Origin of the sequence: Pandoraea nosoerga, from assembly GCF_902459585.1 — a bacterium.
GTDB lineage: Bacteria > Pseudomonadota > Gammaproteobacteria > Burkholderiales > Burkholderiaceae > Pandoraea > Pandoraea nosoerga.
This window is the reverse complement of the sequence record NZ_CABPSC010000001.1, coordinates 412,926-429,389: the sequence shown is the minus strand read 5'-3', so window position 1 is coordinate 429,389 and position 16,464 is coordinate 412,926. Positions and strand designations below refer to the sequence as shown.

The following is a 16,464-nucleotide window of genomic DNA, read 5'->3' as shown; positions in this document are numbered from 1 at the left end:
GGTTCCGACTGTAGAGCGCGGCGGGCGCCGCGTATTGAAGAAAACTGCCCTCTCGCGAATGATGGTTTCGGGCCGTCGCGAGAATGCGAATCGGTGGCGCACCGCGAAGTGAGGAAGTGATGGCGAAGTGGCGGCGGAGTGGCGGCGGAGTGGCGGCGAAGTGGCGGCGAAGTGACGCCGAAGTGGCGGCGAAGAGACAGCGGATGGGCGGCTCAGGGCAGAAAGCGTTGCCGCGCCCAGCGCAGGAGCCGGCCCACGACAGGCAGCTTGAGGTACAGGTCTTCGGTGGCGTCCCAGTAATCGCGTTGATAGGCCACGCGTCCGTCGACGGCCAGCCGCAGATGCGACGCGCCATGGACGACCTGCTCGTCCTCAAGCCAGCGCTTCAGATGGAAATGGAGATTCCAGACGAGCAACGCCTGGTTGTGCTGCAACAGTGTCGCGGTGATCTCGAAGCGTGGTACGTCGACGCGTTCGAACAGGTGCGTGAGCAGCGCGGCGACCTCGGCCGCGCTGCGTACCTCGTGGAGCGGCGTCTTCAGATAGACGTTGGGCGCGTAGAACTCCCCCAGATTCGCGACGCTTTGCCGGGTGAGCGTTTCGAAGTAACGCGTCAGGCGCGTGAGCGCGGCAGCATGGTCGATTTCCATAGGCACGTTCGCGTGGGCGCTGTGGCAGCGCGGGTCGATGGGCGGAGCGATTCGGTCGTCGGTGCGGTCGTCGGTGCGGTCCTCGGTGCGGTCCTCGATAGGGTGACGCCGGCACGCCTCGTGAGCGCGGCAGCGCTGCGGTTTTTCGTAACTTACCAGCCGGGCGTGGTGCATGCACCGCGCCGGGGCAGCACGTGGCGCGCACGCGACACCGTATCGCCGGCGCCGGTCTCCTGTCGCTCGCGACGCCCGGGCAGCGGCTGGGGCGCCCGTGCGTCAGCGCGAGTTGCTGACGAGTTCCGCGCGTAGGTCAGGCGCGCTGGTGCGCGGGTCGAGCCAGATGGCGAAGAACGCCCGCCCGAAGGCGTCGCCCGCGATCTGGCCGATGAGCTTGCCATCCGAGAAGAAGCGCGTGCCGTCGCCCGGCAGGAATACGCCGGTGAGGTGCTGGCCTGCCGATACGTCCGGCAGGATGCGCGAGAGCTGCTCCGCCCAGTGCTGGCGTTCTGCGTCGGTTGCGACTTGCAGCTTCGTCATCTCGACGAGGGTGCGCTGCACGAGCGTGTGCGATTTGAAACTGCGCGCGTAGCGCAAATCGAGGACCAGCGGGTGAGCGCTCCAGTTCGCGCCGATGCGCTCGCTGCCGGAGAAGAGGGCGGCGTCGTACAAGTGAAAGCCCATGCGCGTGAACGATCCCTGGCCGATCAGGTGTGCGGCGGGGATTTCCCGCGACGCGAGTTGACCGGCGTCGAATGCCAGTGCGGCCGACGAGGCGCATACGGCGGCCAGGACGCAGAAAAGGCGCAGGCCGGCGGCGAGCCGGGCGGCCGGAGCAAACGCGCCGGGCGAGCCGCAGGCGCCCGGCGTGGCGGAGGGACCGGTGCAGGGGCCGGTGCAGAGGCCAGCAGAGGGACTGGCGGGGGCGATTGCGGGACGAGTGGCCATGCTCGGCTCCTTATCGGTTCCTTATCGGCGCCTTATCGGCTCCTTATCGGTCAAGGATTCCGTCGAGTTGGTAGGCCCGTTGGCGGCGCGCGGGTCGTTCGTCCATGGCGCCCGCCGGAATAACTTGTTGCGTAATTGCGACTGAGAACTATCCTCAAGACGAGGTGAACGACATCACGTCGCCGGGCGCCCGCATCGGGTGGCGCATCGCAGTCACGGAACGACTGGTTTGAGCGTAGACCATCGGACGCCGTCCGGCAGGCCCGTCGTACAAGGAAATACCCTGACGCGCTGCCCAGGCCGCCCCGCGCGAAGGCTCGTGGAAGGCGGTTGCAGCGGCGCTGGGACGCAGTGCCGGCGGGGCATGCCGGGGAGCCCGTCCCCCTTGAGCTTAGGCGCTTTGCGTGACAAATTGACTATCGTCAACGTTACGACGCATTACCGTCACGTGGCTGTCAGCGTTCGCGGTTTTTAAAGGCTTTTATGTTATGATTCAAGAGTTTGCCCATATTTTAGTGGGGTCGCTCTAAGCCAGATCGTCAGGATGCGGCCACGTGACAGGCGTTAAATTCGAAGCGTTAAGTTTCGAGGCGTTAAATTCGTCGTCCTTCTGCGACGACAGGGTTCAAGACGTGAAGCCGGACGGCGGGGGCCGTCCGCGTCGCGCTCACTGTTTTGTCTGTCGAAATTCGGCGTAAACTTTCACAATACTATCTTGAGTCCTGGTGTAAGGTCTCGCGACCTTGGGGGTAATTGAAATGAACGAAATGTTGTATCCCGAGTTGTACAAGTCGCTGGAGGCAGTGCGTTGGAACATGGAGAAGGACATTCCGTGGGACAAGTTCGACGCCAGCCAACTGACCGACGATCAGGCACGCACCATCAAGATGAATGCCATCACGGAATGGGCGGCGCTGCCGGCTACCGAGATGTTCCTGCGTGATAACCGTGACGACAGCGATTTCTCGGCGTTCATGAGTGTGTGGTTTTTCGAAGAGCAGAAGCATTCGCTGGTGCTCATGGAATACCTGCGGCGCTTCCGCCCGGAACTGGTGCCCACCGAAGCCGAGCTGCACGCGGTGCGCTTCCCGTTCGACCCGGCGCCGCCGCTCGAGACGCTGATGCTGCACTTCTGCGGCGAAATCCGCCTGAACCACTGGTATCGCCGTGCCGCCGAATGGCACACCGAGCCGGTGATCAAGGCCATCTACGAAATCATCTCGCGCGACGAAGCGCGTCATGGCGGCGCCTACCTGCGCTACATGAAGAAGGCGCTCACGAGCTTTGGCGACAACGCGCGCGCCGCGTTCGCCAAGATCGGCGTGCTGATGGCGTCGGCGCGCCGCACGGAAAAGCCGCTGCACCCGACCAACCTGCACGTGAACAAGGATCTGTTCCCCAACGATACGGTGCAGTCGCGTTTGCCGGAGCCGGAGTGGCTCGAGCACTGGCTCGACGAGCAGATCAAGTTCGACGACAGCTGGGAGAAGAAGGTGGTCGAGCGCATTCTGCACAACATGTCGCTGCTGTTCGAGCGCACGTTCGCCACCGCGCAGGACCTCAATCGCTACCGCAAGGAAATCACCGGCCGTCTGGCGGCTGTGGCTTCGCCGGCGGTTGCAACGTCGTCGTAATACGCCGGCCTCCGACGCGAGGGTTCGCACCGAACCGCATATTGACGCGAAGAACGCCAAGGACGCGCAGGGGCGCGAGCGGCGCGCGGTGACGCGAACAGAGACAAAAGGGGCTTCGGCCCCTTTTGTCTTGCCGCCGCCAACGGATTTTGGCGCGCGCCGCGTCGCGTGGGACAATAGCGCGTTCACTTCGACTGATCGTTATGTCCTCTTCCCAAGTCATTCCTCCCCCCGCTTTCGAGGCCAAGGTGCTCTCGCGCGACGACCTCGTGACGCTGGCCCCGACGCTGCCGCGCCCGCTCGTGTTCACCAACGGCGTGTTCGACATCCTGCATCGCGGCCACGTCACCTATCTCGCGCAGGCGCGCACGCTCGGCGCATGCCTCGTCGTGGCGGTGAACACCGACGCGTCGGTGCGCACCCTCGGCAAGGGAGACGACCGTCCCATCAATAACGAAGACGACCGCGCCGCACTCCTCGCGGCGCTCCAGAGCGTGGACTACGTCGTGAAATTCGGTGAATCGACGCCCGAGGCGCTGATCGCCGCAGTGCGCCCGGACATTCTCGTCAAGGGCGGCGACTACGACATGGACAAGCTGCCGGAGTCGGCGCTCGTGCGCAGCTGGGGCGGCAAGGCGCTGGCGATTCCGTTCGAGCATCAACGCTCGACGACGTCGCTCCTCAAGAAAGTGCGGGCCCAATCATGAACCTCGCACCGCTTGTCGAAGTCACCCGCGGGGCGAACGGCATCGAGACCGTCGAATGCGTGCATTACGGCTCGGTAGCCGTGGTCGACGCGCAAGGGCGGCTGCGCTATGCCGCCGGCGATCCGTCGTTCCTTACGTTTTCGCGCTCCACACTCAAGCCCTTCCAGGCGTTGCCCTTTGTCGAAGGCGGCGGTGTTGCGCACTTTGGTCTCACCCAGGGCGAGCTGGCGTTGTTGTGCGCCAGTCACTCGGGAGAGCCTTTTCATGTCGATGGCGTCAAGCGCTTGCTAAGTAAGGCAGGATGCGACGAGCATCACCTGCAATGCGGCTGCCATACGCCCACGTTCTATTCGGCGACGGGCAAGCGCGCGCCGGCGGATCTGAAGCCGACGGCGCTGCATCACAACTGTTCCGGCAAGCACGCCGGCTTTCTCGCGTATTGCGCGCAGCACGGCTTGCCGCTCGACACTTACCTCGATCCCGCGCATGCGCTGCAGCAGGCGATTCGCGCGCGTGTGGGCGATGTGGTCGGCGTGCCCGGCGACGCGCTGCCGCTCGGTATCGACGGCTGCTCGGCGCCGAACTATGCGCTGCCGCTCGAGAAGCTCGCTGGCGCTTATGCACGATTGGCCGCAAGCGACGATGCGGCCCTCTCGACGCTTTTTGCTGCCATGACGCAGCAACCCGAGATGGTCTCCGGCACGGCGCGCAACGATCTCGCCTTCATGCGCATGGCGCCGGGCGACTGGGTGGCCAAGATTGGCGCGGATGGCGTGCAGACCATCGGTGTGCGCTCGGCCGGGATCGGGATTGCGATCAAGGTCGTCGACGGCAACATGCGGGCGCTCTATACCGCTGCCGTTGCCGTGCTAAAGGCGCTCGGCCTCGTCGAATCCCCGGAAACGACGGGTTTGGCCCCGTGGGCGCTGCCGACCGTCAAGAACGCACGCGGCGTCCATACGGGCGTCGTGCGTCCGGTGGTCGAGCTCAAACGCGTGGGCTGACCACGCGGAAGCCGGGGGCTGCGCCGCGTCCGGCGCGGCTCAGTGAGCGCCTGCCGGCGGACTGCCCGCCGGCGCCGGGCATGTCCTGACGAGGCTCGCGGACCATTGCTGCGACACCACGCCGCGCACCTGCGTCGCCGCGTTCGCGTTGATGCCGGCAATGCGGTAAATGATCCGGCTCCTGGCATTCGGCCTCTCGCTCAATTGCGGCGTGAGGCCTTTTTTCTGCGCCGTGGACATCAATCGCGCGGCCCTTTCGCGATCGCTGAACAGGCCTAGCGACACGACGAGACTCGGCCCGTCGCCATTGAGCAGGAAGTACTCGGTGACACCGGCCGCGCGTAGCTGCGCCACCTGTTTGTCCGCGGCGGCCTTGCTGGGCACCGGATCGAGATGCACCCAGTATCGCTTGTCGAGTGCGACGGATTGGATATCGCCTTGGCCGGCCGGGAGTGCGGCGAGCAGGAGGCCACGCGCCTGCGCGGCATCGTTCGATGCGAACGGCCCGACGTCGAGGCAGGTCGACGCGGCTGTCGCTGTCGCTATCGCCGCCGCTGTCGCCGCCGCTGTCGCCGCTGCGGGCTGCGACGCCGACGGGTTTGCCGCCGCTTCGCCGGAGGTCGCGCTCGGCGTCGCCGCGGCGACGGCTTGGCTCGCCGCCGCGGCGGCTGCCGAGGCGGGAGACGGCGGCGCGTTGTTCGGCTCAACCGCGCCCCGGCTTGCACCTCCGGCCGCGTCGGGCGTGGCGGCAGCCCCGCTCGCCAGTTCCGGCGCGCTCAGTTCTGCGCCCGTCAGCCGGATCCGGCCGGGCTCGAGTTGCGTTGCGAGCCGCGCCGGTTCACGCCCCGTGGCGGGCAGCACGTCGCGCCATTTCAACCAGCCGAACTGCACGGCCGCCAGTGCTGCGTTGGCCGCGATGAACATCAGCAGCAATAGGGCGCGCAGCATCTCAGGCGTCTCCCCGGGCTTGGCCGCCATCGTGGAATTCCCGCGTCGAGGTGCCCGCAGCGGGCGCCGTTCCAATAGGTGCGCTGCCCGCGCCAAGCGCCACTTCATACAGTCCGGCGGGCACCAACTGATCGTGTTCGGTGAAGGGCAGCGCGAGCGTTTGCGCGAGCGCATGGCGGGCGCCGCCGGCGAGCACGCAGCGCACCGTCGCGCCGAGTTGCGCTTGCAACTGCGCATGGCTGCGTTCGACGAGTCCGGCCTGTGCGGCCGCGCAGCCGCGCAGAATCGCGTCCGACGTGCTGCGCGCGAAGTCCTGTCCTCCCGATGACATTGCGGCGTCGAGCGTGGGCAACTGCGCCGTGCCTTGCGCGAGGGACTGGAGCATCAATGCGGGTCCCGGCGCGATGAGGCCGCCGAGATATTCGCCATCGCCTCGCAGCGCTTCGACGGTCGTTGCCGTGCCCAGGGTGACGATGAGCAGATGCTCGCCGGGCCAGGCCGCATGCGCGCCGATCAGGCTCGCCCAGCGATCGCTGCCGAGCTGCGTCGGCTCCCGGTAGCCGTTGCGCACGCCCGCGCGCGCGTCGCTCGCACGCAGTACTTGCAACCAGTCGGCCGATGCCATACCCCACAGGGTCTGCAGCGTCATGCGCACGGCCTGCTCCGCGGCATCGCCGGCCACGTTCGTGAGCCAGACGCCCGCAGGAGCCGGGCAGACGAAGCCGCCGTCCCGAGGCTCCTGAGTGCCGTGCCCTAGCGCAAGCGGTGTTGTGTTGGGTGCGAAGTGTGCGTCGCCGCCCGAGCCTGCGGCCATCGCCGCCCAGCCTGCGCGAATCTGTGTGGCGAGGGTGCGCCACTCGGCGTGATCGACGGCGCCGCTGGCGAGAAATGCCGGCGCCGCCGCCCGCCAATTTGCCGGGCGTGTGGCCGGCGCCAACGCCCATTTGATCCGGCTGTTGCCCGCGTCGACGAGCAGCCACGGCGCACCGTTGGTGCTGCCTGCCACGTTTCCGGCGGCTAGCGAAGCGGCCCTGGCGCTGTCGCCGCTGCCGTCCGGCAACGCGGACGCCCGAGGGTTCGGCGTTGTCCGTCGGGCCGTCATTGGCGCGGTCCCGATGCGTCGCGCGCGGGCGAATCCAGCAAACGCACGGAGACCTCGCCGCTGGCGATCGTGCGCTCGCCGTCCGTCGTGGCGACGCGCAGGAACCCTCTCTCGTCGACACCCAGTGCAACGCCGTGCAACAGATCGCGTCCGTGTTCGATCAGCCGAATCGGCGCATCGCGGTAGGCATGCATCGCTTCCCAGTCTTCGCGAAACGCCCCGAAGCCGTGTTCGGCGAAACGCGCGAGCATATCGGCCAGCCGCTGTACCAGCGCGATGAGCACGGACGACATATCGGGCGCCGGCAACACGGATTCCAGGGCGGCGGGCGGCGTTGCCGGAGCGGCAGCAGCGGCCTCGCCCACCGACACTGCGCAGGTCCCGGCTACCGCACGGTCGATGCGGGTGGCGACGTCCGCGGCTTGGCGCAGGTTGAGCCCGATGCCGATCACGACTCCGATACGGCCCGGCCCGGCAGGCACCGTCTCGATGAGAATGCCGGCCAGTTTGCCGCCGCGCAGCAGGACGTCGTTGGGCCACTTGAGGCCGAGCGCCTGCGGCGCCGACAGTGGCAAATCGGAGAGTCCTTCGACGACGGCGACGCCGGTGGCGAGCGACAGCCCGGCCAGTTCTGCGGGACCGCCGCGCATTACATACGCCAGCGAGAATGTGAGACTGTCGCCCGGCGAACTTTGCCATGCGCGCCCGCGCTGACCCCGTCCCGCCGTCTGGATCATGGCGGCGCGCACGATCGGCGCGCACGCGGCGTCTTCGCGAAGCCGCGCGAGCAGATCGACGTTCGTAGAGCCGGTGGACTCGACGACTTCGATCTGCCAGCCACGGCAGGCAGACGCCAGGCGCGCGCGAATCCGGTCACCGTCGAGGCGGCGCGCCGGCGTGTCGTGTGCCGGCTCGGTGGACGACGCAATGGGCGACGCAATGGGAGAGGAGGGCGAGGCGATATTCATGGCTGCTATTGTAGCGGCGAGGCAGAGGCTGCGCCGGTCTGCCCTGCGTCAATGCCGGCTTTTCGGCATGATCCGAGGGCGCGCTAAGCCGATTCCGGGGCGTTTTCAGTCGTTGCCGGGTTGCCACCGTGGGGTCGCACCTGTACCGTACAATGACCGCGTCGCGCAGCGCTTCGCCGTATTTTGCTGTATTTCGCCGCATTTTCCGGCGGGTTTGTTGTCAGGAGATCGTCTGTTTTGGACCTCGATGCCGTGCCCACTCTGGAGCTCACCACCTCGCCGCAAGGCCCGGTGGTCATGCTGCGCGGCCTGTGGACGGCGCTGGCGCTCTCGCAGCGCAAGAAAACGCTGCTGCGTCTGGTGCACGCGCTGCCACGCGGTGAGCTCGCGTGGGACCTCACCTGCGTCGAGCGCCTCGATCACGTGGGTGCGCAAGCGCTGTGGCGCTACTGGAACCGCAAGTTTCCGCAGCGTGTGGCACTGACCCCCACGCAGCGCGCCTTGTTCGATCACCTCGCGGAATTCGATCGTTCGCGGCAAAGCCCCGTGCCCAAGCGCCGCGTCGACCCGATCAGTCAGTTGGGCTATTCGCTGTTCTCGCTGTGCGGCCACTTGCGCGACGGCATTACGATGTTCGGGCGCTTCGTCATCGATCTCGGCCGCGTCGTGCGACATCCGGTGCGCGCGCCGTGGCTGGAAATCTCCGCCAACATCTATAGCGCCGGCACGAAGGCCCTGGGCATCACGGCACTCGTCGCGTTTCTGATCGGCATCGTGCTGTCGTATCTGTCGGCGCAGCAGTTGAAGCTGTATGGCGCAAGCACGTTCATCGTGAACATCCTCGGACTGGCCGTCATCCGCGAGCTGGGGCCCGTGCTTTCGGCCATTCTCGTGGCGGGCCGTTCGGGCTCGGCAATCACGGCGCAACTGGGTGTCATGCGCGTGACTGAAGAGCTCGACGCGATGCGCGTGATGGACATCCCGCACGGGCTGCGGCTCGTGCTGCCGAAGGTCATCGCGCTGGCCGTCGCCATGCCGCTGCTGGTGATGTGGACGAACATCGTCGCGCTGCTCGGTGGTGCGCTCGCCGCGAAGTACGAGCTCGGCATCGGGCTGCACTACTTCTTCACCACGTTGCCCAATGCGGTGCGCATCGCCAACCTGTGGATCGGGCTCGGCAAGGGCGTCGTGTTCGGCATGCTGATCGCGCTTGTGGCGTGTCACTTCGGCATGCGCGTCAAGCCGAACACGCAGAGTCTGGGCGAAGGGACGACGCAATCGGTCGTCACGGCCATCACGGTGGTGATTCTGGCCGACGCCGTCTTCGCGATTCTGTTCCGCAACGTGGGGATCGGCTGATGCGCGAGTCCACGGCGCCCCACTCGCCCGAGTCGATGACCGCCTCGGATTCCGCGGCATCGCTGCGTGACGACGTGCGCGCGTCGGCCGCCGGTTGCCCGCCGGTGTCGTCGACGCTGCCCGGAGAGGCGCAGCCCTTGATCGAGGTGCGCGACCTGACCAAACGCTACGGCACGCACACGATCCATGACCATCTCGATCTCACCGTGCGGCAAAGCGAAATCATCGCGCTCGTGGGCGGATCGGGCTCGGGCAAGACCACGCTGATTCGCCAGATCATCGGTCTGGAGGCGCCCACGAACGGGCACATCAGCATCTTCGGTCACGACATCACGATGATCGACCGGCGCACGGCGCATTTGCTGCGACGCCGCTCGGGCATGCTGTTCCAGCGCGGCGCATTATTCTCGGCCATGACCGTGTTCGACAACATCGCGCAGCCGCTGCGCGAACTGCACACGTTGTCCGAAGATCTGATTCGCGATGTCGTGATGTACAAGCTCGAAATGGTCGGGCTGTCGGGGCGCATGGCCAACCGCATGCCGTCGGAGCTGTCCGGCGGGATGATCAAGCGCGTGGGCATCGCGCGCGCCATTGCCCTCGAACCCGAACTGCTCTTTCTCGACGAGCCGACGGCCGGGCTCGACCCGCAGGCGTCCGACGAGTTCGTCGACATGATTCGCGGCCTGCACCATTCGCTCGGCCTGACCGTGGTGATGGTCACGCACGACCTCGATACGGTGATGATGCTCGCCACGCGGGTGGCGGTGCTTGCCGATCGCAAGGTACTCGTCAATGCGCCCGTCGAAGAGGTGGTGCGGGTCGATCACCCGTTCATCCACAGCTTTTTCCTCGGTGAGCGCGGCAGACGCGCGTTGCTGGCCTTGCCGGCCGCGCGCCGCGCCAGGATTTCGGAGTTACTCGACGATGGAAAATAAATCGCACGCTTTCATGGCGGGCCTGTTCACGCTGGTGTTGCTCGCGGCCGTCGCCGCGGCGGTGTACTGGTTCAACCGGGACAACCGCGTGCGCGTGCCTTACGAGCTCGTGTCGCACACCAACGTGAACGGCCTGAACCCGGAATCCGTGGTGCGCTATCGTGGGCTGGCCGTGGGCAAGGTCGACTCCATCAAGTTCGATCCGCGCACGCCGGGCCAGATACTGATCCGTATTCTGGTCAACGAAGGCACGCCGATGACGAAATCGACGTTTGCCACGCTCAGCTATCAGGGCGTGACGGGACTGGCCTTCGTGCAGCTCGACGATGACGGCCATGACCGCACCCTGCTGCCGTCGAGCGAGGCGCATGTCGCGCAACTGCGCTTGCGCCCCAGCTTCATCGACGAGTTGCAGCGCCGCGGCAACAGCCTGGTCCGTCAGCTCGAGGAAGCGAGCTCGTCGGTCAACCAGCTGCTCTCGCCGGAGAACCGGCAGGCGGTGATGGATTCGATCAACAGCGTGAAGACGGCGGCGCAGAGCGTAAACCGCGTGGCGCAGCAGCTCGAGCCGGTCACCAAACAACTGCCTGACACGGTGCGCGAACTCAATGGCACGCTCGCCGGCACGCATCGTCTGACCCAGCAATTGTCCGACCCGCAGGGGCCGCTGGTGCGCAACCTGGACAGCGTCGGGCGGGCGGCCGACCAGGCGGCGTCGAGTCTCGCGGCGTTCGAGGGCACCATGCACACCTTCGAGGGCTCGCTGCAGCAAGAAGCGTTGCCGCGACTCAACACGCTCTCCGACGATCTTCGTTTTACGGCGCAAGCCGTTGGCCAGGCTGCGCAGACCATCAATCGCAATCCGCGAGCGTTGCTTTTCGGCACCTCGCCGCCGCCGCCCGGACCGGGTGAGTCGGGCTTTTCGTGGCCCGCGGGCGCAGGCCGATGAGGTGCGACAACGTCATGCAAGGGGAAATGGAGATGACCGAACCGATCGAGACGCAGCCGGTCCGCTACGGCGCCACGGCTGCGCGCAGACTTGCGGCGTGGTGGTTTTATGCCGGTGTGAGCGTGCTCGTGGCCGGGTGTGCGAGTTCGACGCCGCCAGGCTCCCTCGCGCGCTTTGACCTCGGACCGCCGACGGCTCCCGCGGCGGCGACTGCTGCAGTGACCGGGCATGCGGCCACGGCGGCGGCCGCCTCGGACGTGGCGGCCTCGGGAGTGTCGGGACCGTCACGGAGCCCGGGCACTCCGAGCCTGTCGCCGCTCAAGGTGGTCGTCAACGCGCCGAACTGGCTCGATTCCGACGTAATCTATTATCGGCTGCCGTCAAGTGAGGGCGATCAGGCGCGCGCGTATGCGAACAGCCGCTGGCTCGCGTCGCCGGCACGGTTGTTCGGCGACCGTTTGCGTGCCGCGTTGTCCGTTGAGCGCGCCGTGCTCGCCGCCGGCGACCCCACTGCGGCGCCTGCGCTGCGCGTGGAGCTCGAAGAGTTCTCGCAGTATTTCGACAGCGCGTCGGCAAGCCACGGCGTGGTGCAGGTGCGGGCGACGCTGTTCGATGGACCGAAGCTGCTCGCGCAAACGACGCTGCGCGCACAGGCGCCTGCCGCAAGCGCCGACGCGGCGGGCGGCGCACGCGCGCTCGCCGCAGCGAGCGACGCCGTGCAGACGCAACTGATCCAATGGCTGGCAGGCCGCGTGCCCGCCCCGTCGGCGACGACCCGTGCGCCGGCGCAGTCTCGCGCTGTGCCGGCGTCGTCATCGGCGTCGCCGGCGCAGGCGCGTTAGGCCCCGAGGGGCGGTCCCACCGATGCCGGAGCTGGATGTCAAACCCTGGCAACGACGCGCGTCCCCGCTCACGCGTCAGGCCCTGCTGTGCCTGATCCTGCTGGTCGCATACGCGAGCCTGTATCCGTTCGAGTTCCAGCGCGCCGCCGTCGGGCCGTTTGACTATCTGTTCGCACCCTTGCCGCGCTGGATGACGACGTTCGACGTGGTGACCAACGTGATCGGGTATCTGCCGCTGGGCATGTTGACGGTGCTGGCGCTGCACCCGGTGTGGCGAGGGGCGCGAGCCGTGTTCGCCGCGCTGGCGCTCGGCGCCGTGCTCTCGTGCGGCATGGAGGCGCTGCAAACCTATCTGCCCACGCGCGTGGCCTCGAACGTCGATCTGGCGACGAACGCCCTGGGCGCGTTGATCGGCGGCGCCATCGCCGTGCCGCTCACCAGCCCGCTGCTCGATCGCGGCTGGCTGCGACACCTGCGCTTCGCCTGGTTCGAGCGTCACGCCAGCGTGCTGCTCGTGTTGCTCGCGCTGTGGCCGTGGGCGCAGGCGTACCCGCAGCAGTTTCTCTTCGGCGACGGCGACCTCGTGCGCCAGATCTGGCTCTGGCAGGACCCCGACGTGACCGATCTCGTGCTCGATTGGGTGCCGCGGCTCGGCCAGTTGCAGGACTATCTCTCGGCGCTCGACGCCGTGGCCAGCCACGCGCTGTGGGAGACGATCGTGACGGCCTGCGGTACGGTGCTCGCCGGCTTGCTCGCCACCCTGGCGATGCGCCGCTCGGCGCCGCGCACGCCGCTGCTGTGCGCGATGTTCGTGAGCGCATTCGCGATCAAGGCGATGGCCGCCGCATGGCAGTTCTCGCCGGCGCAGGCGTTCGACTGGGTGACGGTCGGCGCAATTTACGGGCTCATCATCGGCGCGCTGGTGCTGCTCGTGGCGGGGCGCGGCCCGCGCGCGTTGCGCGGCGCGGTCGCGCTCGCCGCGCTGATCGTGCTTCTCGTTCTCGTGAATCTGCTGCCCGCGAACCCATACTACGAGGCCGCGCTCCAGTCGTGGCGGCAGGGCCGTTACGTACACTTCAACGTGCTCGCGCGCTGGCTTGCCTGGACCTGGCCGTACCTCGTGCTGATCTATCTGCTCGCCATGTTCGACCCGAGCCATCGCGGGCCCGCTCGCAGCGCCGGCAAGCCCGGCTGACGCATTGCCCCGTCGGCGAGGCAGGACGGGAGGGAGCGGGCCGCGGCTGGCAGGATCGGGCAGGGTCGGGCAGGACATTGTTTCCAATTCGGAAATAGCGTATTGGTCGTCGTCCTGTTGGTCCGGCGCCCCGAAAAACCTACACTCTCATGTAAGGCACGCTGACACTCAGCGTGCCGTGACCGCCCGGCATCTGCAGGCAGATCCCGGGCGTTTCGCATTCGTGAGGAGTCGATGAGTACCTGGGGATTGGTGTTTGCGCACAAGACGCGGCAGCGTGTGCTGATGGCGGTCATCGCCGCAGCCACGGGCATCGAAATGCTGGAAAACGGCATGTTCGTGTTCGCGTCGTCGCATATTGCCGGCGGCGTGGGCGCCGCGCCCGAGGAATACGCGTTCGTCTCCACGTTGTACGCCGTTGCCGGCATCCTGGTCATTCTCAAGCAACGCTGGCTCGCCTCGCGCCTGGGCTATCGCACGTTCCTCGCGGGGGCGCTGACGCTCATGGCGTTCGGCGCCTGGCTTTGCGGCATGGCACACAACCCGTTCCAACTGGCGCTCGCACGTTTCATTCTCGGCCTCGGGGCCGGGTCGCTCTTCACGGCGAGCCGGATTCTCATCAACCTGTGCTTCGCTCCCGAACTGCGCTTGCGTGCGCTGCTGTTCTTCACCTACGGCTTTTTCGGCGGGCAGATCACGGCCCCGCTGCTCGCGAGCTACCTCGTCGATCACTTCCAGTGGTCGTCGGTGTTCTTTGCCGTGGTGCCGATTGCGCTGGCGGGCGCGCTGGCCTCGTGGCTCGTGATTCCGGACTTTCGGGGGCGGCTGCGCGACGAGGGCGAGTTCGAGATGCGCGGCATCGTGTTCTTCGCCGCCGGCGTGCTGTTCGTCGAAATCATGATGCAGCGCTCACGCTTCGACTTCTTCTCGAACCCGCTGCATCTGCTCGAACTGTGCCTGGTCGGCGCCGTGTGCGCCATCGGTTACATGTGGCACCAGTATTCGCATCGCAAGCCGCTGATCGATTTTCGCGTGCTAGTGCGCAATCCGGCCTATGTCCTCGGTCTCGGCGGCTACGCGGTGTACTACTTCTTCTCGTATTCGACCTCGTACCTGTTCCCGATCTACATGCAGCAGGGGTTGAACTGGAGCGTGGAACATACCGGCTATCTGCAGGCCGTGGCGTCGGTCACGAGCCTCGCGGTCGCCGTGATGTACACGCTGGCGCGCCCGCGCTTCACCCGCCTCAAACCCTTCGTGCTGGCAGGCTACCTGTGCCTGCTCGGCTACGCCTTCCTGCTCTCGCGAAGCTATCAGGGCGTGTCGAGCGAGTGGCTGATCCTGCCGATGGTGCTGAGCGGTCTGGGCGGGGTGTTCGCCATGATTCCCATCGCGGAACTCACGTTCCGCGGCATGGACGAGTACGTCTTCCAGCATGGTTACCAGACGAAGAACATCGTGCGCCAGTTGGTGAGCTCCCTGTCCGTGTCGGTGATGGCGGTGTTGATGCAGGACCGGCAGGCCGTATTCATGCATCAGCTCACACCGTCGATGACGCCGCTCAATCCCGTGTACAACGCCGCGGTGTCGCAGGCGCAGCAGGCGTTCGGCGCGAGCGTGGACCCGGCGACGGCCGCGCACATGGCCTCGGCGTGGGTGGGCAGCCTCGCGTCGCAGCAGGCGCTCGTGCTCTCCTGCGTGAACGTGTTCTTCGGCTTCGCCTGCCTGGCCGCTTTCTGCGCGCTTTTCATGGCGATGCAACGCCGCCTCGGCTGATCCGCCGCCCGCCATCCGCCGTTCCGGCACGGGCCGGCGTACCGCCCCGCGACCGGCGCGTCCCGGAATCTGCGTTTCCTTTCGCCGCGTCGCGCATGGCCGCGCCGAGCCGTGGCGACCGCCCGCACCGGCCGGGCAGGTCGGTTAGAATGGCCCGCAGTACGTCAATACGTCATACGTCGCCACTTCTTCAAAACATCGACATGGCCACCCCGTCGCAGTACTACCAACACCACGTGTTTTTCTGCCTGAACCAGCGCGAGCCGGGCGCCGATCGCCCTTCGTGTGCGAACTGCAACGCGCAGTCGATGCAGGAATACGCCAAGAAGAAGGTCAAGGCGCTCGGCTTGGCCGGGCCGGGCAAGGTTCGCATCAACAAGGCGGGATGCCTCGATCGCTGCGAGCTGGGGCCGACGTTGGTCGTCTACCCGGAAGGCACCTGGTACACGTATTTCGACGAATCCGACATCGACGAGATCGTCGAGAAGCACCTGGCGGGCGGCGAAGTCGTCGAGCGGCTGCTCATCGACTGATCCAACACCGCCAGCCCTTGGCTGAACACGTGCCGGCGCGCGGGCGTCGGCGCCTTGCCGCTTCACATCGCTCATGAACGCCCAGACTGAACGCTTCACCATCGACGGCCCGGTCGGCGCCGTCGAAATCGCCATCGACCGTCCGGCCGGCGAGCCGCGCGGAATCACGCTTGTCGCGCATCCGCACCCGCTGTTCGGCGGCACGCTCGACAACAAGGTCGCACAGACGCTCGCTCGCGCCTTCGTGCAACTCGGCTACGCCGTGGTGCGTCCGAATTTCCGCGGCGTGGGTAAGTCCGAGGGCGAGCACGACAAGGGCATCGGCGAGCGTGACGATCTGCTCGCCGTGATCGCCTGGATGCGCCGGCAACCGGGTTGGGAGACGCTGCCGCTCGCGCTTGCCGGCTTCTCGTTCGGTACGTTCGTGCTCTCGCACGTGGCGAAGTCGCTCGAAGCGGCGGGCACGCCGGCACAACGCCTGGTCTTCGTGGGGACGGCCGCGAGCAACTGGGAAGTGGCCCCGGTGCCGGCCGACACGCTTGTCATTCACGGCGAGCAGGACGATACCGTGCCGCTGCAATCGGTGCTCGACTGGGCGCGGCCGCAGAAGCTTCCCGTCGTGGTGATCCCGGGCGGCGAACACTTTTTCCACGGCCTGTTGCCCCTGCTGAAACAGATCGTGGTCGACGCGTGGCGCCATTGACACATCCCGCACGAAATCCAGGCAATTTCGGCGGCGCGGGCCCGGCGGGCCAGGAACGTGAAATGGCCGCGGGTATAATCCGCTCCTGAACCTTGTCCGGTCGAGCCGGGTCTATGTACCCGGCAGACATGGCCCGGCGCTGCCGGTGCCGCTGTCTTTTTCACCGTGCCGCGCCCGCGAGGCGCGAGTCGCGCGGTGTTCCATCTAGCGC

General features: G+C 66.8%; 15 protein-coding genes and 1 pseudogene. 11 read left to right on the top strand and 5 right to left on the bottom strand.

The features are described from left to right. Positions 1–212 precede the first annotated feature (212 nt). Together PNO31109_RS01960 and PNO31109_RS01955 are read right to left on the bottom strand one after the other, a co-directional pair. The gene (locus PNO31109_RS01960) at positions 213–824 is read right to left on the bottom strand and encodes a nuclear transport factor 2 family protein (RefSeq protein ID WP_150553939.1); all 612 of its coding nucleotides are present in this window, start codon (positions 822–824) and stop codon (positions 213–215) included. Between the two features lie 102 nt (positions 825–926). Next, complete coding sequence (locus PNO31109_RS01955; protein ID WP_150553938.1) at positions 927–1,595, bottom strand: chalcone isomerase family protein; 669 nt, start codon at positions 1,593–1,595, stop codon at positions 927–929. A gap of 767 nt (positions 1,596–2,362) precedes the next feature. Between PNO31109_RS01955 and PNO31109_RS01950 the strand changes: the two genes are divergently transcribed. The 3 genes from PNO31109_RS01950 (at position 2,363) to PNO31109_RS01940 (ending at position 4,940) form a co-directional block, all read left to right on the top strand. Beyond that, positions 2,363–3,229, top strand: coding sequence for a ferritin family protein (locus tag PNO31109_RS01950; protein ID WP_174966251.1), 867 nt, complete (start codon positions 2,363–2,365; stop codon positions 3,227–3,229). A gap of 203 nt (positions 3,230–3,432) precedes the next feature. Beyond that, a complete protein-coding gene (gene rfaE2 / locus PNO31109_RS01945; RefSeq protein WP_150553936.1) occupies positions 3,433–3,936 on the top strand; it encodes a D-glycero-beta-D-manno-heptose 1-phosphate adenylyltransferase in 504 nt (167 codons plus the stop codon). After that, a complete protein-coding gene (locus PNO31109_RS01940) occupies positions 3,933–4,940 on the top strand; it encodes an asparaginase (protein WP_150553935.1) in 1,008 nt (335 codons plus the stop codon). The genes rfaE2 and PNO31109_RS01940 overlap by 4 nt, the downstream gene beginning before the upstream one ends. Before the next feature lie 39 nt (positions 4,941–4,979). Here PNO31109_RS01940 and PNO31109_RS01935 read toward each other — a convergent pair whose 3' ends face one another. From PNO31109_RS01935 to PNO31109_RS01925, 3 genes and pseudogenes are all read right to left on the bottom strand, one after another. Next, positions 4,980–5,918 (bottom strand): SPOR domain-containing protein, encoded by a 939-nt coding sequence (locus PNO31109_RS01935; RefSeq protein WP_174966236.1) that lies wholly within the window; start codon positions 5,916–5,918, stop codon positions 4,980–4,982. A gap of 67 nt (positions 5,919–5,985) precedes the next feature. Beyond that, positions 5,986–6,894: pseudogene (locus tag PNO31109_RS01930) on the bottom strand (type III pantothenate kinase); the annotation flags it as partial. 92 nt (positions 6,895–6,986) lie between these two features. Then, positions 6,987–7,958, bottom strand: a complete 972-nt coding sequence (locus tag PNO31109_RS01925; protein WP_150553932.1) for a biotin--[acetyl-CoA-carboxylase] ligase — start codon at positions 7,956–7,958, stop codon at positions 6,987–6,989. Between the two features lie 237 nt (positions 7,959–8,195). On the opposite strand from PNO31109_RS01925, the gene PNO31109_RS01920 reads away from it, so the two are divergent. The 8 genes from PNO31109_RS01920 to PNO31109_RS01885 all read left to right on the top strand — a co-directional run bounded on the left by PNO31109_RS01920 (position 8,196) and on the right by PNO31109_RS01885 (position 16,253). After that, positions 8,196–9,317: an MlaE family ABC transporter permease gene (locus PNO31109_RS01920; protein ID WP_370749637.1), complete on the top strand. Its 1,122-nt coding sequence runs from the start codon at positions 8,196–8,198 to the stop codon at positions 9,315–9,317. A gap of 35 nt (positions 9,318–9,352) precedes the next feature. Next, entirely contained in the window at positions 9,353–10,255 is a 903-nt protein-coding gene (locus tag PNO31109_RS01915) for an ABC transporter ATP-binding protein (RefSeq protein WP_241013732.1), read from the top strand. Then, on the top strand, positions 10,245–11,204 hold the full coding sequence (locus PNO31109_RS01910; RefSeq protein ID WP_150553931.1) for an MlaD family protein: 960 nt from the start codon (positions 10,245–10,247) through the stop codon (positions 11,202–11,204). Before PNO31109_RS01915 ends, PNO31109_RS01910 begins: the two co-directional genes overlap by 11 nt. Positions 11,205–11,236: 32 nt before the next feature. Then, positions 11,237–12,046: an ABC-type transport auxiliary lipoprotein family protein gene (locus tag PNO31109_RS01905; RefSeq protein WP_174966235.1), complete on the top strand. Its 810-nt coding sequence runs from the start codon at positions 11,237–11,239 to the stop codon at positions 12,044–12,046. A 22-nt stretch (positions 12,047–12,068) separates the two neighbouring features. Further along, positions 12,069–13,241, top strand: a complete 1,173-nt coding sequence (locus tag PNO31109_RS01900) for a VanZ family protein (protein ID WP_306345228.1) — start codon at positions 12,069–12,071, stop codon at positions 13,239–13,241. Positions 13,242–13,475: 234 nt separating this feature from the next. After that, positions 13,476–15,017, top strand: coding sequence for an MFS transporter (locus PNO31109_RS01895; protein WP_150553929.1), 1,542 nt, complete (start codon positions 13,476–13,478; stop codon positions 15,015–15,017). A 203-nt stretch (positions 15,018–15,220) separates the two neighbouring features. Further along, the gene (locus PNO31109_RS01890; RefSeq protein WP_150553928.1) at positions 15,221–15,550 is read left to right on the top strand and encodes a (2Fe-2S) ferredoxin domain-containing protein; all 330 of its coding nucleotides are present in this window, start codon (positions 15,221–15,223) and stop codon (positions 15,548–15,550) included. A gap of 73 nt (positions 15,551–15,623) precedes the next feature. Continuing rightward, entirely contained in the window at positions 15,624–16,253 is a 630-nt protein-coding gene (locus PNO31109_RS01885) for an alpha/beta hydrolase (protein ID WP_150553927.1), read from the top strand. Positions 16,254–16,464 lie beyond the last annotated feature (211 nt).

Coding starts and splice junctions, on each gene's coding strand:
- PNO31109_RS01905 (WP_174966235.1), top strand. CDS start 11,237: ATGACCGAACCGATCGAGACGCAGCCGGTCCGCTACGGCGCCACGGCT.
- PNO31109_RS01955 (WP_150553938.1), bottom strand. CDS start 1,595: ATGGCCACTCGTCCCGCAATCGCCCCCGCCAGTCCCTCTGCTGGCCTC.
- PNO31109_RS01915 (WP_241013732.1), top strand. CDS start 9,353: ATGACCGCCTCGGATTCCGCGGCATCGCTGCGTGACGACGTGCGCGCG.
- PNO31109_RS01940 (WP_150553935.1), top strand. CDS start 3,933: ATGAACCTCGCACCGCTTGTCGAAGTCACCCGCGGGGCGAACGGCATC.
- PNO31109_RS01900 (WP_306345228.1), top strand. CDS start 12,069: ATGCCGGAGCTGGATGTCAAACCCTGGCAACGACGCGCGTCCCCGCTC.
- rfaE2 (WP_150553936.1), top strand. CDS start 3,433: ATGTCCTCTTCCCAAGTCATTCCTCCCCCCGCTTTCGAGGCCAAGGTG.
- PNO31109_RS01910 (WP_150553931.1), top strand. CDS start 10,245: ATGGAAAATAAATCGCACGCTTTCATGGCGGGCCTGTTCACGCTGGTG.
- PNO31109_RS01885 (WP_150553927.1), top strand. CDS start 15,624: ATGAACGCCCAGACTGAACGCTTCACCATCGACGGCCCGGTCGGCGCC.
- PNO31109_RS01925 (WP_150553932.1), bottom strand. CDS start 7,958: ATGAATATCGCCTCGCCCTCCTCTCCCATTGCGTCGCCCATTGCGTCG.
- PNO31109_RS01935 (WP_174966236.1), bottom strand. CDS start 5,918: ATGGCGGCCAAGCCCGGGGAGACGCCTGAGATGCTGCGCGCCCTATTG.
- PNO31109_RS01960 (WP_150553939.1), bottom strand. CDS start 824: ATGCACCACGCCCGGCTGGTAAGTTACGAAAAACCGCAGCGCTGCCGC.
- PNO31109_RS01890 (WP_150553928.1), top strand. CDS start 15,221: ATGGCCACCCCGTCGCAGTACTACCAACACCACGTGTTTTTCTGCCTG.
- PNO31109_RS01950 (WP_174966251.1), top strand. CDS start 2,363: ATGTTGTATCCCGAGTTGTACAAGTCGCTGGAGGCAGTGCGTTGGAAC.
- PNO31109_RS01895 (WP_150553929.1), top strand. CDS start 13,476: ATGAGTACCTGGGGATTGGTGTTTGCGCACAAGACGCGGCAGCGTGTG.